Origin of the sequence: Nocardioides marmorisolisilvae (assembly GCF_003725775.1) — a bacterium.
GTDB classification, from domain to species: domain Bacteria; phylum Actinomycetota; class Actinomycetes; order Propionibacteriales; family Nocardioidaceae; genus Marmoricola; species Marmoricola marmorisolisilvae.
Genome location: NZ_RJSG01000005.1, coordinates 38,016 through 52,836, shown reverse-complemented (window position 1 = coordinate 52,836; position 14,821 = coordinate 38,016). Strand labels below are relative to the sequence as shown.

13 protein-coding genes are annotated in these 14,821 nt (G+C 69.8%); 11 read left to right on the top strand and 2 right to left on the bottom strand.

Annotated elements, in window-relative coordinates:
- Positions 1–29 precede the first annotated feature (29 nt).
- The 8 genes from pdxH to EFL95_RS17735 all read left to right on the top strand — a co-directional run bounded on the left by pdxH (position 30) and on the right by EFL95_RS17735 (position 10,797).
- Positions 30–677 (top strand): pyridoxamine 5'-phosphate oxidase, encoded by a 648-nt coding sequence (pdxH, locus tag EFL95_RS17770; protein WP_123235456.1) that lies wholly within the window; start codon positions 30–32, stop codon positions 675–677.
- Between the two features lie 60 nt (positions 678–737).
- Positions 738–2,459: a S8 family serine peptidase gene (locus EFL95_RS17765; RefSeq protein WP_123235455.1), complete on the top strand. Its 1,722-nt coding sequence runs from the start codon at positions 738–740 to the stop codon at positions 2,457–2,459.
- Positions 2,460–2,511: 52 nt separating this feature from the next.
- The gene (locus EFL95_RS17760) at positions 2,512–3,108 is read left to right on the top strand and encodes a TetR/AcrR family transcriptional regulator (RefSeq protein ID WP_221176495.1); all 597 of its coding nucleotides are present in this window, start codon (positions 2,512–2,514) and stop codon (positions 3,106–3,108) included.
- A complete protein-coding gene (locus EFL95_RS17755) occupies positions 3,108–4,841 on the top strand; it encodes an ABC transporter ATP-binding protein (RefSeq protein ID WP_123235454.1) in 1,734 nt (577 codons plus the stop codon). The genes EFL95_RS17760 and EFL95_RS17755 overlap by 1 nt, the downstream gene beginning before the upstream one ends.
- Positions 4,838–6,877: an ABC transporter ATP-binding protein gene (locus tag EFL95_RS17750; protein ID WP_123235453.1), complete on the top strand. Its 2,040-nt coding sequence runs from the start codon at positions 4,838–4,840 to the stop codon at positions 6,875–6,877. The genes EFL95_RS17755 and EFL95_RS17750 overlap by 4 nt, the downstream gene beginning before the upstream one ends.
- 297 nt (positions 6,878–7,174) lie before the next feature.
- The gene (locus EFL95_RS17745) at positions 7,175–8,731 is read left to right on the top strand and encodes an MDR family MFS transporter (RefSeq protein WP_246005030.1); all 1,557 of its coding nucleotides are present in this window, start codon (positions 7,175–7,177) and stop codon (positions 8,729–8,731) included.
- Positions 8,728–9,183: a MarR family winged helix-turn-helix transcriptional regulator gene (locus EFL95_RS17740; protein WP_123235451.1), complete on the top strand. Its 456-nt coding sequence runs from the start codon at positions 8,728–8,730 to the stop codon at positions 9,181–9,183. Before EFL95_RS17745 ends, EFL95_RS17740 begins: the two co-directional genes overlap by 4 nt.
- Before the next feature lie 27 nt (positions 9,184–9,210).
- Complete coding sequence (locus EFL95_RS17735) at positions 9,211–10,797, top strand: GAF domain-containing sensor histidine kinase (protein WP_123235450.1); 1,587 nt, start codon at positions 9,211–9,213, stop codon at positions 10,795–10,797.
- A 5-nt stretch (positions 10,798–10,802) separates the two neighbouring features.
- Here EFL95_RS17735 and EFL95_RS17730 read toward each other — a convergent pair whose 3' ends face one another.
- Positions 10,803–11,453 (bottom strand): O-methyltransferase, encoded by a 651-nt coding sequence (locus EFL95_RS17730; protein ID WP_123235449.1) that lies wholly within the window; start codon positions 11,451–11,453, stop codon positions 10,803–10,805.
- 205 nt (positions 11,454–11,658) lie between these two features.
- On the opposite strand from EFL95_RS17730, the gene sigE reads away from it, so the two are divergent.
- Genes sigE through EFL95_RS17715 form a run of 3 tightly spaced genes read left to right on the top strand, consistent with a single transcriptional unit; the run spans position 11,659 to position 14,252 of the window.
- Positions 11,659–12,252 carry an RNA polymerase sigma factor SigE gene (gene sigE, locus EFL95_RS17725; RefSeq protein WP_246005029.1) on the top strand — a complete coding sequence of 198 codons (594 nt, stop codon included), beginning with the start codon at positions 11,659–11,661 and terminating at the stop codon, positions 12,250–12,252.
- 22 nt (positions 12,253–12,274) lie between these two features.
- Positions 12,275–12,751, top strand: coding sequence for an anti-sigma factor family protein (locus EFL95_RS17720; protein ID WP_123235447.1), 477 nt, complete (start codon positions 12,275–12,277; stop codon positions 12,749–12,751).
- A gap of 4 nt (positions 12,752–12,755) precedes the next feature.
- Positions 12,756–14,252, top strand: coding sequence for a S1C family serine protease (locus EFL95_RS17715; protein ID WP_123235446.1), 1,497 nt, complete (start codon positions 12,756–12,758; stop codon positions 14,250–14,252).
- Positions 14,253–14,314: 62 nt separating this feature from the next.
- Here EFL95_RS17715 and EFL95_RS17710 read toward each other — a convergent pair whose 3' ends face one another.
- Positions 14,315–14,821 carry a hypothetical protein gene (locus tag EFL95_RS17710; RefSeq protein ID WP_123235445.1) on the bottom strand — a complete coding sequence of 169 codons (507 nt, stop codon included), beginning with the start codon at positions 14,819–14,821 and terminating at the stop codon, positions 14,315–14,317.

Here is a 14,821-nt window from a genome sequence, read left to right as displayed (position 1 = left end):
ATCCGCAGAACACGTTCTAACCTCGCTCCATGGAACTGGATCCGGACGCCCTCGCGGCCCTGCGCGCGGAGTACGAGCTCGGTGGTCTGGACGAGGCCGACCTGGCCCCCGACCCGCTCGCCCAGTTCTCCCTCTGGTTCGACCAGGCCCGGGGCGGTGGGCTGGTCGAGGCCAACGCGATGGTCCTCGGCACGGTCGCCGCGGACGGGACTCCCGCCAGCCGCACGGTGCTGCTCAAGGGCGTCGACGACGGATTCGTCTTCTTCACCAACTACACCTCCCGGAAGGGTTCCGAGCTCGCTGCCGACCCGCGCTGCACCCTGCTGTTCGGGTGGTACCCGCTCCAGCGGCAGGTGCGCGTCGAGGGCACCGCGACGCAGGTGACCCGCGAGGAGACCGAGTCGTACTTCGCCACCCGGCCGCGCGACTCCCAGCTCGGCGCCTGGGCCTCGCCGCAGTCCGAGGAGGTCGGTTCACGCGAGGAGCTGGACGCCGGGTACGCCGCCGTGGTCGAGCGGTTCGGGGACGGACCCGTGTTCGCGCCGCCGCACTGGGGCGGCTACCGGGTGGTGCCGAGCAGCGTCGAGTTCTGGCAGGGACGCCGCGGCCGGATGCACGACCGCCTCGTCTACCGCCGTACGCCGCAGGGGTGGACCATCCACCGTCTCGCGCCCTAGGTTGCTGAGCAGACCGGTCGCCATCGGGGTCGACCGGAAGCAACGGAGGGAACATCTCCCATGCACAGATCTCGGATCATCGCGGTCGCATCATCGATCGCCTGTCTGATCGCCGCTGCGTTCGTCAGCGGCACCTTCGCCCCGTCGGCCGACGCGAGCTCCGCACCCACGAGGTACGTGGTTCTCGCCCAGGACGCGGGCTCGGCCCACGCGCTCGCCACGAGGCTCAAGGCCCTCGGCGCCAGCGTGAAGCGGGTCAACACCGACATCGGGCTGGTCACCGTGACCAGCAAGGACGCGAACTTCCGCAGCAGGGCCGGCCGGCTGTCCGGCGTCTACGGCGTGGCGCGCGACCAGTCGATCGGGCACGCCCCGAAGGCCAAGCCGATCGCCGTCCCGCGCGGTGCTGCTGCCACCCTGGCCAAGCAGGCCGCGAAGAAGAAGCCGCCGACTCCCGGCACCGGGCCGAGCGACCCGCTCGACACCCAGCTGTGGGGCATGTCGATGATCAACGCCGGCAAGGCGCACGCGATCACGCTGGGCTCCAAGAAGGTCCGCGTGGGCATCATGGACACCGGCGTCGACGCCTCGCACCCGGACCTGCACGCCAACTTCGACTACGGCCTGTCGCGCAACTTCGTGACCGACATGGCGGACATCGACGGCGCCACGTGCGAGCACCCGGAGCTGGGTTGCAAGGACCCGGTCGGCGAGGACGACGACGGTCACGGCACGCACGTGGCCGGCACCATCGCGGCCGCGATGAACGGCTTCGGTGTCAGCGGCGTCGCCCCGAACGTCGACATCGTCGAGGTGCGGGCCGGTCAGGACAGCGGCTACTTCTTCCTGCAGCCGACCGTGGACGCGCTGACCTACTCGGCGGACGCGGGCATCGACGTGGTGAACATGAGCTTCTACGTCGACCCGTGGCTCTACAACTGCCTCGGCGGAGCGCCGGAGGACACCCCGGAGCAGGCGGCCGAGCAGAACGTCATCATCACCGCGATGAACCGGGCCCTGAAGTACGCCCACGACCGCAAGGTGACCCTGGTGGCGGCCTCGGGCAACGAGAACAGCGACCTGGCGAACCCGCCCGACGACTTCTCCAGCCCGGACTACGGCACCGACCCGCACCAGCGGACCATCGACAACGCGACCTGCGTCAACCTGCCGACCGAGAACCCGTACGTGATCGGCGTCGACGCGCTCGGCCCGTCCGGCAAGAAGTCGGACTTCTCCAACTACACGACGGAGCCGGGTTCGGGTGAGGTCGACCTCTCCGCACCGGGCGGCTGGTTCCGCGACGGCTTCGGTACGCCGAGCTTCCGGACCAACGGCAACCTGATCCTCTCGACGTACCCGCACAACGTGGGCCTGGCCGAGGGGACCATCGACGCGGACGGCAACGTCACGCCGGCCGGTGCCGCGCTCGGGGTGCAGAAGGTGTGCCCGGCCACGCCGGACCCGGGTGCGGACGCCTGTGGGTACTACCAGTTCCTGCAGGGCACCTCGATGGCCAGCCCGCACGCCGCGGGCGTGGCCGCGCTCGCGGTCTCGAGGCACGGCCACACCATGGGCAAGTTCGGGTTCGCGATGGCTCCGGACGCGGTGCTGGCTCTGATGCAGAAGACGGCGACCGACCACGCCTGCCCGCCCGGAGGCGTGCAGAGCTACACCCAGGAGGGCCGCGACGACAGCTACACCGCGACCTGCGTGGGCACCACCGCGTTCAACGGCTTCTACGGGGCCGGGATCGTGAACGCGTACGGGGTGGTGAAGTAGCGCCGCGGAAAACCATTTGTGAGTGAGTGCTCACTCACTTAAGGTAGGGCGGGTGACACCACGTGCACCCGCCCTGCCTGCGTCCGAGCGCAGGCTGGCCCTGATCGAGGCGACGCTGCCCCTGCTGCACCAGCACGGGCGCAACGTCACCACGCGCCAGATCGCGGACGCCGCGGGTGTCGCCGAGGGCACGATCTTCCGCGTCTTCAACAGCAAGGACGAGCTCGTCGACGAGGCGGTGATCCACGCGTTCCGGTCCGGGACGTTCGTCGACCAGCTCGCCGGCGTCGACACGACGCTGCCGCTGCGGGACCGGCTGGTCGAGATCGCCGCCCTGATGCAGGAGCGCTTCATCTCCTCGTTCGGGCTGATCCGGGCGCTCGGGATGATGGGCCCGCCGGACATCGTCAAGGCCGACGCCGACCGGCGCCGGGACTGGCGCCGTCACGTCGCGCACGCCATCACCGCGCTGATCGAACCGGACGCCGACCTGTTGCGCGTCCCCCCGGACGAGGTGACGCGGGCCCTGCGCCTGCTGGTCTTCGCCGGCAGCCACGCCGAGATCACCGACGGCGAGCTGATGACCCCTGAAGAGATCGTGGACACCGTGCTGCTCGGTCTGATGACCGAGCGAGGGAGAGAGTACTGATGCTGATCCGGATCATCCGTGAGCACCTGCGGCCCTACAAGCAGCAGCTCGCGATCGTCGTCGGGCTGCAGTTCGTCGGCACGATGGTGATGCTCTACCTGCCGGTGCTCAACGCCGACATCATCGACAAGGGCATCGTCCTCGGCGACACCGGCTACATCATCCGTCGCGGCGGCCTGATGCTCGCGGTCTCGCTGCTGCAGGTGCTGTGCTCGGTGACCGCGGTCTGGTTCTCGGCCCGCACGGCGATGGCCTTCGGGCGCGACCTGCGCGCGGGCATCTTCCACCGCGTCGGCGGCTTCTCGGCCCGCGAGGTCCAGCACTTCGGGGCACCGTCGCTGATCACCCGCGAGACCAACGACGTCCAGCAGGTCCAGATGCTGGTGCTGATGGGCGGCACCCTGATGGTCTCCGCGCCGATCATGATGATCGGCGGCGTGGTGATGGCCGTGCACGTGAACGCCGGGTTGTCCTGGTTGGTGGTCGCGGTGGTGCCGGTGCTGGCGACCTCGATCGGCTTCATCGTCACCCGGATGGTGCCGAGCTTCGCCCGGATGCAGGAGCGCATCGACGAGGTCAACCGCCTGCTGCGCGAGCAGATCACCGGCGTCCGGGTGGTGCGCGCCTTCGTCCGCGAGCAGCACGAGACGAAGCGCTTCGCCGAGGCCAACGAGGACCTGACCGGGGTCTCGATCCGGGCCGGGCGCTGGCTGGCCGGGATGTTCCCGACGGTGATGCTGGTGGCGAACGTCGCCTCGGTCGGCGTGCTCTGGTTCGGCGGTCACCGGGTCGAGTCCGGCAACATGAACGTCGGCGACCTGACCGCCTACCTGTCCTACCTGATGCAGATCGTCATGTCGGTGATGATGGCGACCTTCATGATGATGATGATCCCGCGCTCGACGGTCTGCGCGGATCGCATCGCGGAGGTCCTCGACACCGAGAGCTCGGTCGCGCCTCCGAGGAACGGCGTCACCGAGGTCAGCGAGCGCGGCACCCTGCGCTTCGCCGACGTCGAGTTCTGCTACCCGGGAGCGACCGTGCCGGTGGTGCGCGGCGTCTCGTTCGAGGCAGCCCCGGGCAGCACCGTCGCGATCATCGGGTCCACCGGCGCCGGCAAGTCGACGATGGTGAACCTGGTGCCGCGGCTCTTCGACGCCACCGGCGGCCAGGTCCTCGTCGACGGGGTCGACGTACGGGACCTGGAGCCGGAGGTCCTCTGGTCCAAGCTCGGCCTGGTCCCGCAGCGCGGGTTCCTGTTCTCCGGCACGGTCGCCTCCAACCTCCGCTACGGCAAGCCGGACGCGACCGAGGAGGAGATGTGGGCGGCGCTGGAGATCGCCCAGGCGAAGGACTTCGTCACGGCGATGCCGGAGGGTCTCGAGGCACCGATCACCCAGGGCGGCACCAACGTCAGCGGTGGCCAGCGGCAACGACTGGCGATCGCCCGCGCGGTGATCCGCAAGCCCGAGATCTACCTGTTCGACGACGCGTTCTCGGCGCTCGACCTCGCCACCGACGCCCGCCTGAGAGCGGCGCTGAAACCGGTGACGTCCGATGCCACGGTGGTGATCGTGGCCCAACGGGTGTCCACGATCCGCGACGCGGACCTGATCCTCGTCGTCGAGGACGGCGAGGTCGTCGGCCGCGGCACCCACCACGAGCTGCTGGAGTCGAACCAGACCTACCAGGAGATCGTCGCGTCCCAGCTGAGCGCGGAGGAGGCGGCATGAGCGAGGTTTCGACAGGCTCGACCAGCAACGGCTCGGGCGCAACCAGCGAGGGCTCGGGCGCAACCAGCGAGGGTGGTCAGCTCAAGGAGACCGAGCGGGTCGTCGCCGGCCCCGGTCCCGGCCGCAGCCCCTTCGGCGGCGGGATCGTCGGCCAGAAGGCCTCGAACTTCAAGCCGTCCGCGAAGCGCCTGCTCGCCCGGATGCGGCCGCAGCGGATCAAGCTCGGCGCGGTCATGGTGCTGACGGTGTGCAGCGTGACCCTGACGGCGATCGGCCCGCGGATCCTCGGCCGGGCCACCGACCTGATCTTCGCCGGCCTCATCGGCGGGAAGCTGCCGGCCGACGTCACCAAGGCCGAGGCGGTCCAGCACCTGCGCGACCAGGGCAACGACAAGGTCGCCAGCCTGGTCTCCTCGCTCGACCTGGTGCCGGGCCAGAGCGTCGACTTCGACGCGGTCGGCCACGTGCTGATGATCGTGCTCGGCATCTACCTCGGGGCGGCGTTCCTGGCCTGGCTGGCCGGTTACCTGCTCAACGACGTGGTGCAGTCGACGATCCTGCGGATGCGCGCCGACGTCGAGGACAAGGTGAATCGCTTGCCGCTGTCGTACTTCGACAAGCAGCCGCGCGGTGAGCTGCTCTCGCGGGTCACCAACGACATCGACAACCTCTCCCAGTCGCTGCAGCAGACGCTGAGCCAGCTGCTGACCTCGGTGCTCACCGTGCTCGCGGTGCTCACCATGATGATCTGGATCTCGCCGCTGCTGGCGCTGATCGCCGTCATCTCGGTGCCGATCTCGATGGTGATCACCGGCCGGGTGATGAAGCGGTCCCAGGGGATGTTCATCCAGCAGTGGCGACGTACCGGTCGCCTGAACGCGCACATCGAGGAGAACTTCTCCGGGCACGCCCTGGTCAAGGTCTTCGGTCGGCAGGCAGAGTCCGAGCGGATCTTCGCCGAGGAGAACGAGGAGCTCTACAAGGCCTCGTTCTCGGCGCAGTTCGTCAGCGGCCTGATCATGCCGATCATGATGTTCGTCGGGAACCTCAACTACGTGCTGGTCGCGGTGCTCGGAGCGCTGCGGGTCTCCAGCGGCGCCCTGACGCTGGGGGAGGTGCAGGCCTTCATCCAGTACACCCGCCAGTTCACCCAGCCGCTGTCGCAGGTCGCCTCGATGGCGAACCTGATGCAGTCCGGCGTCGCCTCGGCCGAGCGGGTCTTCGAGCTGCTCGACGCCCCGGAGGAGCCGGCCGACGGCACCGCGTCGCCGGTGGCTCCCGACCTGCGCCGCGGTGAGGTCCGCTTCGAGAACGTGTCCTTCAGCTACGACCCCGAGCGGCCGCTGATCGGCGACCTCTCCCTGGTCGCCAACCCGGGCCACACGGTCGCGATCGTCGGCCCGACCGGTGCCGGCAAGACCACGCTGGTGAACCTGGTGATGCGTTTCTACGACGTGCAGGCCGGCCGGATCACCTTGGACGGCGTGGACATCGCCGCGATGCCGCGCTCGGTGCTGCGCTCGCAGACCGGCATGGTGCTGCAGGACACCTGGCTCTTCGAGGGGACCATCCGCGACAACATCGCCTACGGCAGTCCGGGGGCGACCGAGGAGCAGATCCTCGAGGCCGCGCGGGCGACCTTCGTGGACCGCTTCGTGCACTCGCTGCCCGACGGTTACGACACGGTGATCGACGAGGAAGGTTCGAACCTCTCCGCCGGTGAGCGCCAGCTGGTGACCATCGCGCGCGCGTTCCTGTCCGACCCGGCACTGCTGATCCTCGACGAGGCGACCAGCTCGGTCGACACCCGCACCGAGCTGCTCCTCCAGCAGGCGATGGCGGCTCTGCGCAGCGACCGCACCTCGTTCGTCATCGCGCACCGGCTCTCCACGATCCGCGACGCCGACCTCATCCTGGTGATGGAGGACGGCGCGATCGTCGAGCAGGGCACCCACGAGGAGCTGCTCGCTGCTGAGGGCGCCTACGCCCGCCTCTACAACGCGCAGTTCGCGGCCGCTGTCGGGGAGGCTGTTTAACCCGTTGTCCGGTACGCCGGGGCGACGTAGCCTCGGCGTACACGGGAAAGGAGGTGGTCCAAGAAATGATTTCTACTAGGACGCGTGAGGTGGCTGCTCGTTAGCAGCACCCGGCCTCTTCCGTAGGGGCGACGCCGGCCGGCTGCCGGCGAATCCAACAGCAGCCACCCGACCCGCAGGCGAACCGGTAGTCCACCGGGGTGAGTCACCCGACTCACGCCTGCGGGTCGCTGCGTCTCCGGTGACCCCGGTCACAAAAGGTTGCACAACGCAACTAAATAGTTGCAGAATACAACCATGACTTCTGAAACAACCCGTCCGATGAGCCACCGGGAGATCCTCGAGGCGCTCAGCGGACTGCTGCTCGCCATGTTCGTCGCGATGCTCTCCAGCACCGTCGTCTCCAACGCACTGCCGCGGATCGTCACCGACCTGCACGGCAGCCAGTCCGGGTACACCTGGGTGGTCGTCGCGACGCTGCTGACGATGACCGCCTCGACCCCGATCTGGGGCAAGCTCGCCGACCAGTTCAACAAGAAGGTGCTGGTCCAGAGCGCGCTCGTCATCTACGTCATCGGCTCCCTGATCGCCGCCACCGCTCCGTCGATGGGCGTGCTGATCGGTGCCCGTGCCTTCCAGGGCCTCGGCGTCGGCGGCCTGACCGCGCTGGTCCAGGTCGTCATCGCCTCGATGGTCCCGCCTCGCGAGCGCGGCCGGTACTCCGGCTACATCGGCGCGGTCTTCGCCGTCGCGACCGTCAGCGGTCCGCTCATCGGCGGTGTCCTGGTCGACGTCCCCGGCCTGGGCTGGCGCTCCTGCTTCTACGTCGGCATCCCGATCGCCGCACTCGCCTTCGTGGTGCTCCAGAAGAAGCTGCACCTGCCCGTGGTCAAGCGCGAGGTCAACATCGACTACCTCGGCGCGGGCCTGATCGTCGGCGGCGTCTCCACCCTGCTGATCTGGGTCTCCCTGGCGGGCAACGACTTCGGCTGGGGCTCGGCCACCAGCTACGGCCTGGTCGCCCTCGGCCTGGTCCTCCTGGTCGCAGCCGTCTACGTCGAGCTCAAGGTCGCCGTCGAGCCGGTGATCCCGGTGCAGATGTTCCGCGACCGCACCACGGCCCTGGCCACGGTGGCCAGCGTGCTCGTCGGTGTCGCGATGTTCGGTGCCACCGTCTACCTCTCGCAGTACTTCCAGATCGCCCGCGGCATGACCCCGACGCACGCCGGCCTGATGTCGATCGCGATGGTCGGCGGGCTGCTCGTCTCCAGCATCGTCAGCGGCCGGGTGATCACCCGGACCGGTCTCTGGAAGCGGTTCCTGGTCGGCGGCATGGCCCTGGTCGTGGTCGGCCTGTTCCTGCTCAGCACGATCGACGAGAAGACCTCGCTGGTCGTCGTCGGCGCCTTCATGGCGATCCTCGGCGTCGGCCTCGGCTCCACGATGCAGAACCTCGTGCTGGCCGTGCAGAACAACGCGGCCCAGTCCGAGATGGGCACCGCCAGTGCAGTGGTCACGTTCTTCCGCTCGATGGGCGGCTCGATCGGGGTCTCCGCCCTGGGCGCCCTGCTGAGCGCGCAGGTCTCCGACAAGGTCACGGCCGGCCTGACGGCGATCGGCGTCCCGACCTCCGGTGCGCAGAGCCACGAGATCCCGGACCTCTCCGCCCTGCCGGCGCCCGTGCGCGCGGTCTTCGAGCACGCCTTCGGTACGGCGACCGGCGAGCTGTTCCTGGTCGCCGCGCCGTTCGCGCTGGCAGCCCTGGTGGCCGTCCTCTTCATCCGCGAGGTGCCGCTGCGCACGACGCTCGAGGTCGAGGCCGAAGCACGCGAGCCGGAGGTCGTCGCGGCATGATGATCACCATGGAGGCAGAGCGCGACGAGGCCATTCGCGACCTCGAGCACGAGATCGGCAAGCTGCTGCGGCGGGTGCGTCGCGGGCTGACCGATCGGGCGGCCCTGGTCGACCCGTCGCTGAACGCGACCGCCTACCCGCTGCTGATCACGCTGAACGAGTTCGGGCCGCACCGGGCCGCGGACCTGGCTGACCTGTTCGCCCTCGACAAGGGCGCGGTCAGCCGGGTCGTGCACCAGCTCCTCGAGCTCGACCTGATCGAGCGGACGCCCGACCCCAACGACGGGCGCGCCTCGATCCTCCAGATGAGCGCGAAGGGACGCCAGCGTCTCGCGGAGCTGGCCGACCAGCGCCGCGAGGAGTTCGGCGCCAAGCTGGCCGGCTGGGACGCTGACAACATCCACGAGCTCGCCCGAGGTCTAGCCAGGTTCAACCTCGCTATTTCCGACTAAACGGGCATTTGGGTCTAGTATGTCCGGGTGGTTGAGGGAGCACACGGGGGCATCGGCGCAGGCGCGAGCAGGCTGCTCGACGCCGTCCAGCTGATCAGTGCCGGTCTCGACCTCCGCGGTTCGCTGCACCGGCTCGTCGAAGCCTCGTGCGCGCTGACCGACGCCAGGTACGGCGTGATCGGTCTCCTGGACGCCGACGGTGTGGTCAACGACTTCGTCATCCACGGGGTCGACGCCGAGACCGCCGGCCGGATCGCGTCGCTGCCGACCTGCGAGGGCGTGCTCGGTGTCCTGGTCGAGGACCCGAAGCCGCTGCGCCTCGTCGACGTCGGTGACCATGCGCGGTCGATGGGCTTCCCGCCGAACCACCCACCGATGTCCTCGTTCCTCGGCGTCCCGGTGCTGGTCGACGACAAGGTCTACGGGAACCTCTACCTGACCGAGAAGGCCGGCGGCGCCCAGTTCACCGCCGAGGACGAGTCGCTCCTCCAGGTGCTGGCCGAGATCGCCGGGTCGGTGATCGCCAACGCGCGGACCCACCAGGCCAGTGAGCGGCGGCAGCGCTGGCTCGAGGCCGGGGTCGCGATGTCCGAGGAGCTGCAGAACACCGCCGAGCTTCCCGATGCGCTGCAGGCAGTGGCCCGGCACCTGCGCCAGGTCTCCGGATCCGCGACCGTCGCCGTCGTCGCGGACCTCGAGGGCACCCACGGCGTGGTCGCCCTCGACGACGGTTCGGTGCACCCGCTGCTCGCCGACCTGGACAAGGTGCTCGAGGTCGCGACCCCGGTGCTGATCGAGGCGGAGGCCAACGGCCGCACCTTGGCGCTGCCGCGGATCGAGAACACCGACGGGTTCGTGGTGCCGCTGAACTCCAAGCTCGTGCCCGGGCACGTGCTCCTCGTGCTCACCGACGGCGTCGACCCGGTCGCCGGCGAGCTCGCCCCGGTCCTGCTGACCGCGTTCGCCGACCAGGCGGCGCTGGCCCTGGACCGCACCGCGGCGCTGGCCGAGCGGCAGGAGCTGCTGCTGATCGCCGACCGCGACCGGATCGCGCGCGACCTGCACGACTCGGTGATCCAGCGGCTGTTCGCCACCGCCCTCCAGCTCCAAGGCCTGCGCCGGATCGTGGTCCTCGACGAGGTCCGTTCCCGGCTCGACGATGCCGTGGCCGAGCTCAACACCACCATCCGCGACATCCGCTCCACGATCTTCGAGCTGCGCCACGACGACGGCAGCTCGCTCAAGTCCGACGTACGGGCCCTGGCCAAGGAGTACGTGCCGGTCCTCGGCTTCACGCCGTTCGTCCGGATCCGCGGACCGCTCGACTCCGGCGTCAGCTCCGAGGTCGCCGACCACCTGATGGCCACCCTGCGCGAGGCCCTGTCCAACGTGGCGCGGCACGCCGAGGCCGACGCGTGCATCGTCGAGGTCGAGGTCGGGCAGGAGCGCCTGCTGCTGCGGATCTCCGACAACGGCCGTGGCATCGACGGACAGATCTCCGAGAGCGGCCTACGCAACGTGCGCCGACGTGCCGTCGAGCACGGCGGCACCTTCCGGATCGGCTCGGAGGAGCCGCACGGAACGCTGCTGGAGTGGCAGATCCCCGTGCGCTAGGGCGGTCAGCCCTCGGGCAGCCAGACCTTCTTCGCGGCGAGCAGTCCGTCGCCGACCGGCAGCAGCACCGGCACCAGCGACTCGTGCTCCCCGACGACGCGGCACAGCTCGCGGATCGCGATGGTGTCCGGATCGCGCTGGGCCGGGTCGGCGACCCGGTCGTGCCACAGGGCGTTGTCGAAGACCACCACGCCACCGGGACGCAGCAGCCGCAGCGCCTCGGCCAGGTACTCCGGGTACTCCTGCTTGTCGCCGTCGCAGAAGACGATGTCGTAGTGCCCGTCGGTGAGGCGGGGCAGCACCTCGAGCGCCGCGCCGGGGATCAGCCGGGAGCGCTGGGCGGGGATGCCGCCCTCGGTGAAGGTCTCCCGCGCCAGGCGCTGGTGCTCCGCCTCGGTGTCCACCGAGGTCAGCACGCCGTCGGGACGCATGCCGCGCAGCAGCCACAGGCCCGAGACGCCGGTGCCGGTGCCGATCTCGACGACCGCGCGGGCGTCCAGCACGGAGGCCAGGAAACGGAGGGCGGCGCCGCCACCGGAGCCGATCGGGGCGACCCCGACCTCCTCGGCGCGGGCCCGGGCGTTCGCCAGCACGGTGTCCTCGGCGACGTACGCCTCGGAGTAGGTCCAGCTCGCAGGCTTCGGTGCGGTGACGATGACGCCCTCCTCATGAACGGTTGAGGGGACTTTACCGCCGTGACACGCTTGCGAACGGGAACACTTCGGGCACCTCGCCCGTTGTTCTCGACAGGTACCCCTTAGTGGGGTCTCAGCAGACTCTCAACAACTCTTCCTAGCGTGGAGGTCCCAGCAGTCGATGGTCCGTCGTCACAGTGCGAACCAGAACAGCAAGGAGCCTTCCATGAGCGCGCCCGTGCAGAGCAACGAGCCCGTTGAGAACGGCGTGCCCACCTGGGACCAGATCGTCGAGCTCCACTCCGCCCGGGTCTACCGGCTCGCCTATCGGCTGACCGGCAACGCCTACGACGCCGAGGACCTCACCCAGGAGGTCTTCGTCCGGGTCTTCCGGTCGCTGCACACCTACACCCCGGGCACCTTCGAGGGCTGGTTGCACCGGATCACCACGAACCTGTTCCTGGACCAGGCCCGCCGCAAGAGCCGGATCCGCTTCGACGCGCTGCCCGAGGACGCCGACAACCGGCTGCCCAGCCCGATCGCGACCCCGGACGCCGCCTACCTGAACCAGATGTTCGACGCCGACGTCGAGGCCGCCCTGGCCGCGCTGCCGCCGGACTTCCGTGCCGCGGTCGTGCTCTGCGACGTCGAGGGACTCTCCTACGAGGAGATCGCCGACGTCCTCGGCGTGAAGATGGGCACCGTCCGGTCGCGCATCCACCGCGGCCGTTCCATGCTCCGCAAGGCCCTGGCCCACCGGGCCCCGACGGCCGGGCGCGTCCGCGTCGCCGGTCCGCAGCTGGCCGGCCGGGTCGGATGACAGGGACGGGGAGTAGCTCACGGTGATGCTCTGGTTCTCCGGCCACATCGGCTCGAACGCCTCGGCGCTCGTCGACGGCCAGCTCTCACCCTCCGACGAGGAGCGCGCCTGGCAGCACGTGCTGGGCTGCGCCGGTTGTCGTCGGCTGGTGGAGCGCGAGGGCTGGATCAAGCAGCGCCTGGCCGGTCTCGCCGGTCCGAGCGTGCTGGCCGCACCGCCGGCGCTGCTCGGCTCCCTGTACGACGTGGACGCCTGGGCGACCGTCGACGAGATCGAGCGTCGCTCCAAGCGTCGCCGGGCCGCCGTCGCGCTGGTCGGTGCCAGCTCGGTCGGGGTCGCCGTGCTCGCGGTGATGTCGGTGACCACGCCGCCGGTGGGTCGCGGTGAGGTGCCGGGTTCTCCGGGGCCCGCGATGATCGGTGGCACCACGCGCAACGACCCGGGCACCGGGTTGACTGCGGACATCGAGAACGCCGCATTCGGCGGTAGGTCAAGATAGTCGCGTGAGCGACACCGATTTCCCGGGATCCAGCGCAGACCAGAGCGGCAACGGCGACGAGCCGACGACGCCGATCGAGACGGGTCCGGCCGAGACCCCGGCCGCACTCCCGAACGAGCCTGCGCCGACCGAGCCGACCACGCCGCTCCCGGGTTTCGCCCCGCCGACGCCGCCCCCGGCCGCTCCGTCGTACCCGCCGCCGGCCTACCAGCCCCCGGCGTACGAGCCGCCGGCTCCGGCCTACCAGCCGCCCGCCGCTCCGGCCTACCAGCCGCCCGCGTACCAGGAGCCCGCGTACGCCCCGCCGCCGACGCAGCCCCCTGCCTACCCGGCCCAGTACGGCGTCGCGCAGCCGACCGAGCCGTCGGCCTACCCCCTGCCCCCGACCACGACCGAGACCAGCACCCCGGAGAAGTCGCGGTTGCCGGGGTGGACCTGGCCGCTCATCGCGGTCCTCTCGCTGCTCCTCGGCATCGGCGGTGGCGCGATCGGCGCCTCGCTGGTCAACGACGACAACGCCAGCTCCGGCGGCGACACCGTCGTGAACATCCCGGTGCGCAAGGCTCCGCTGAAGGCCGGCAACCAGAGCGTTGCCGCGGTCGCGGCCAAGCTGCTGCCGAGCACGGTCCAGATCGTGGCCGAGTACAAGGGTCGCGCCCAGGGTGCGACCGGGTCCGGGTTCGTCTTCGACGACAAGGGCCACATCATCACGAACAACCACGTGGTCGCCGACGCGGCTGCCGACAAGGGCCCGATCGACGTGATCGACCAGTCCGGTACCCACCACAAGGCGACCGTGGTCGGCCGCAGCCCGGTCTACGACCTGGCCGTGCTCAAGGTCGAGGGGGCCGAGAAGCTCCAGCCGGTCGCCTTCGGCTCCGCCGCGCAGATGCAGGTCGGCGAGACCGTGGTCGCCGTCGGCTCGCCGCTGGCGCTGTCGGCCACCGTCACCAGCGGCATCGTCAGCGCCAAGAACCGCCCGGTGACCACCGGTGACGGCAACGACGCCTCGTTCATCAACGCCGTGCAGACCGATGCCGCGATCAACCCGGGCAACTCCGGCGGCCCGCTGGCCAACCTGCAGGGCCAGGTCATCGGCGTGAACTCCGCGATCGCCTCGATCGGGTCCTCGGACTCCAGCGGCGAGTCCGCCAACATCGGCGTCGGCTTCGCGATCCCGATCGAGCAGGTGCTCGTCACCGCCGGTCAGATCCTGCGCACCGGCCACGCGGAGTACCCGGTCATCGGCGTCTCGGTGCGGGGCACCGAGAACAACGAGGGTGCCGAGGTCAAGGAGATCAACGCCGGTACGCCGGCCGCGAAGTCCGACCTCAAGGTCGGCGACATCATCACCGCGGTCGACGACCACCCGGTCACCGGCCAGACCGACGTCGTGGTGGCGATCCGCTCGCACCAGGCGGGCGACACCGTGACGCTGACGGTGAAGCGCGGCAGCAAGACCCTGAAGATCAAGGTCGGCCTGCTCGCCAAGACGGGCTGACCCGATTCTGATCGATCTGGCTCGCTGAGAGCTCAATTCGCAGCCAGATCGGTCAGAAGCAGCTAGCTCAGGTCGCGCAGCAACGCATCCTTGAGCTGGGTCTCCTCCTTCGCCATCCGCTGCGGGAGGCGTCGCCACGCGAAGACGATCAAGAGGGTCAGGGCAGCGGCGATGCTCCAGAAGAACCAATGGCTGAACGCCACCTCGTCCGGCCGTCGCCGGGCACCCCAGAAGCCGCCGTAGATCGCGGCCACGACCATCAGTGGCATCGCGGTGAACGAGATCTGCAGCCGCTGCCACCACAGCTCGCCGACCAGACGGGTGCGGCTGCCGTCGCTCTCGGCGGTCGCGCGCAGACGCGGGCCGCGGTAGCTGTTCTGACCGGCCGGCGACCAGACGTTCGCGGTGAATGCGGACGCTCCCACGACAGCGATGTCGAGCCCGTAGCCCCGGTTGAGAAAGCCCTGCGCGTCGTGCAGCGTGTTCGGGTCCACGGCAGACGCCGCCGCGAGGACCGCGTCCGACGGCGCCGGGATCGTCAGCTCGAACGGGCGTCGCCACAGGGCCAC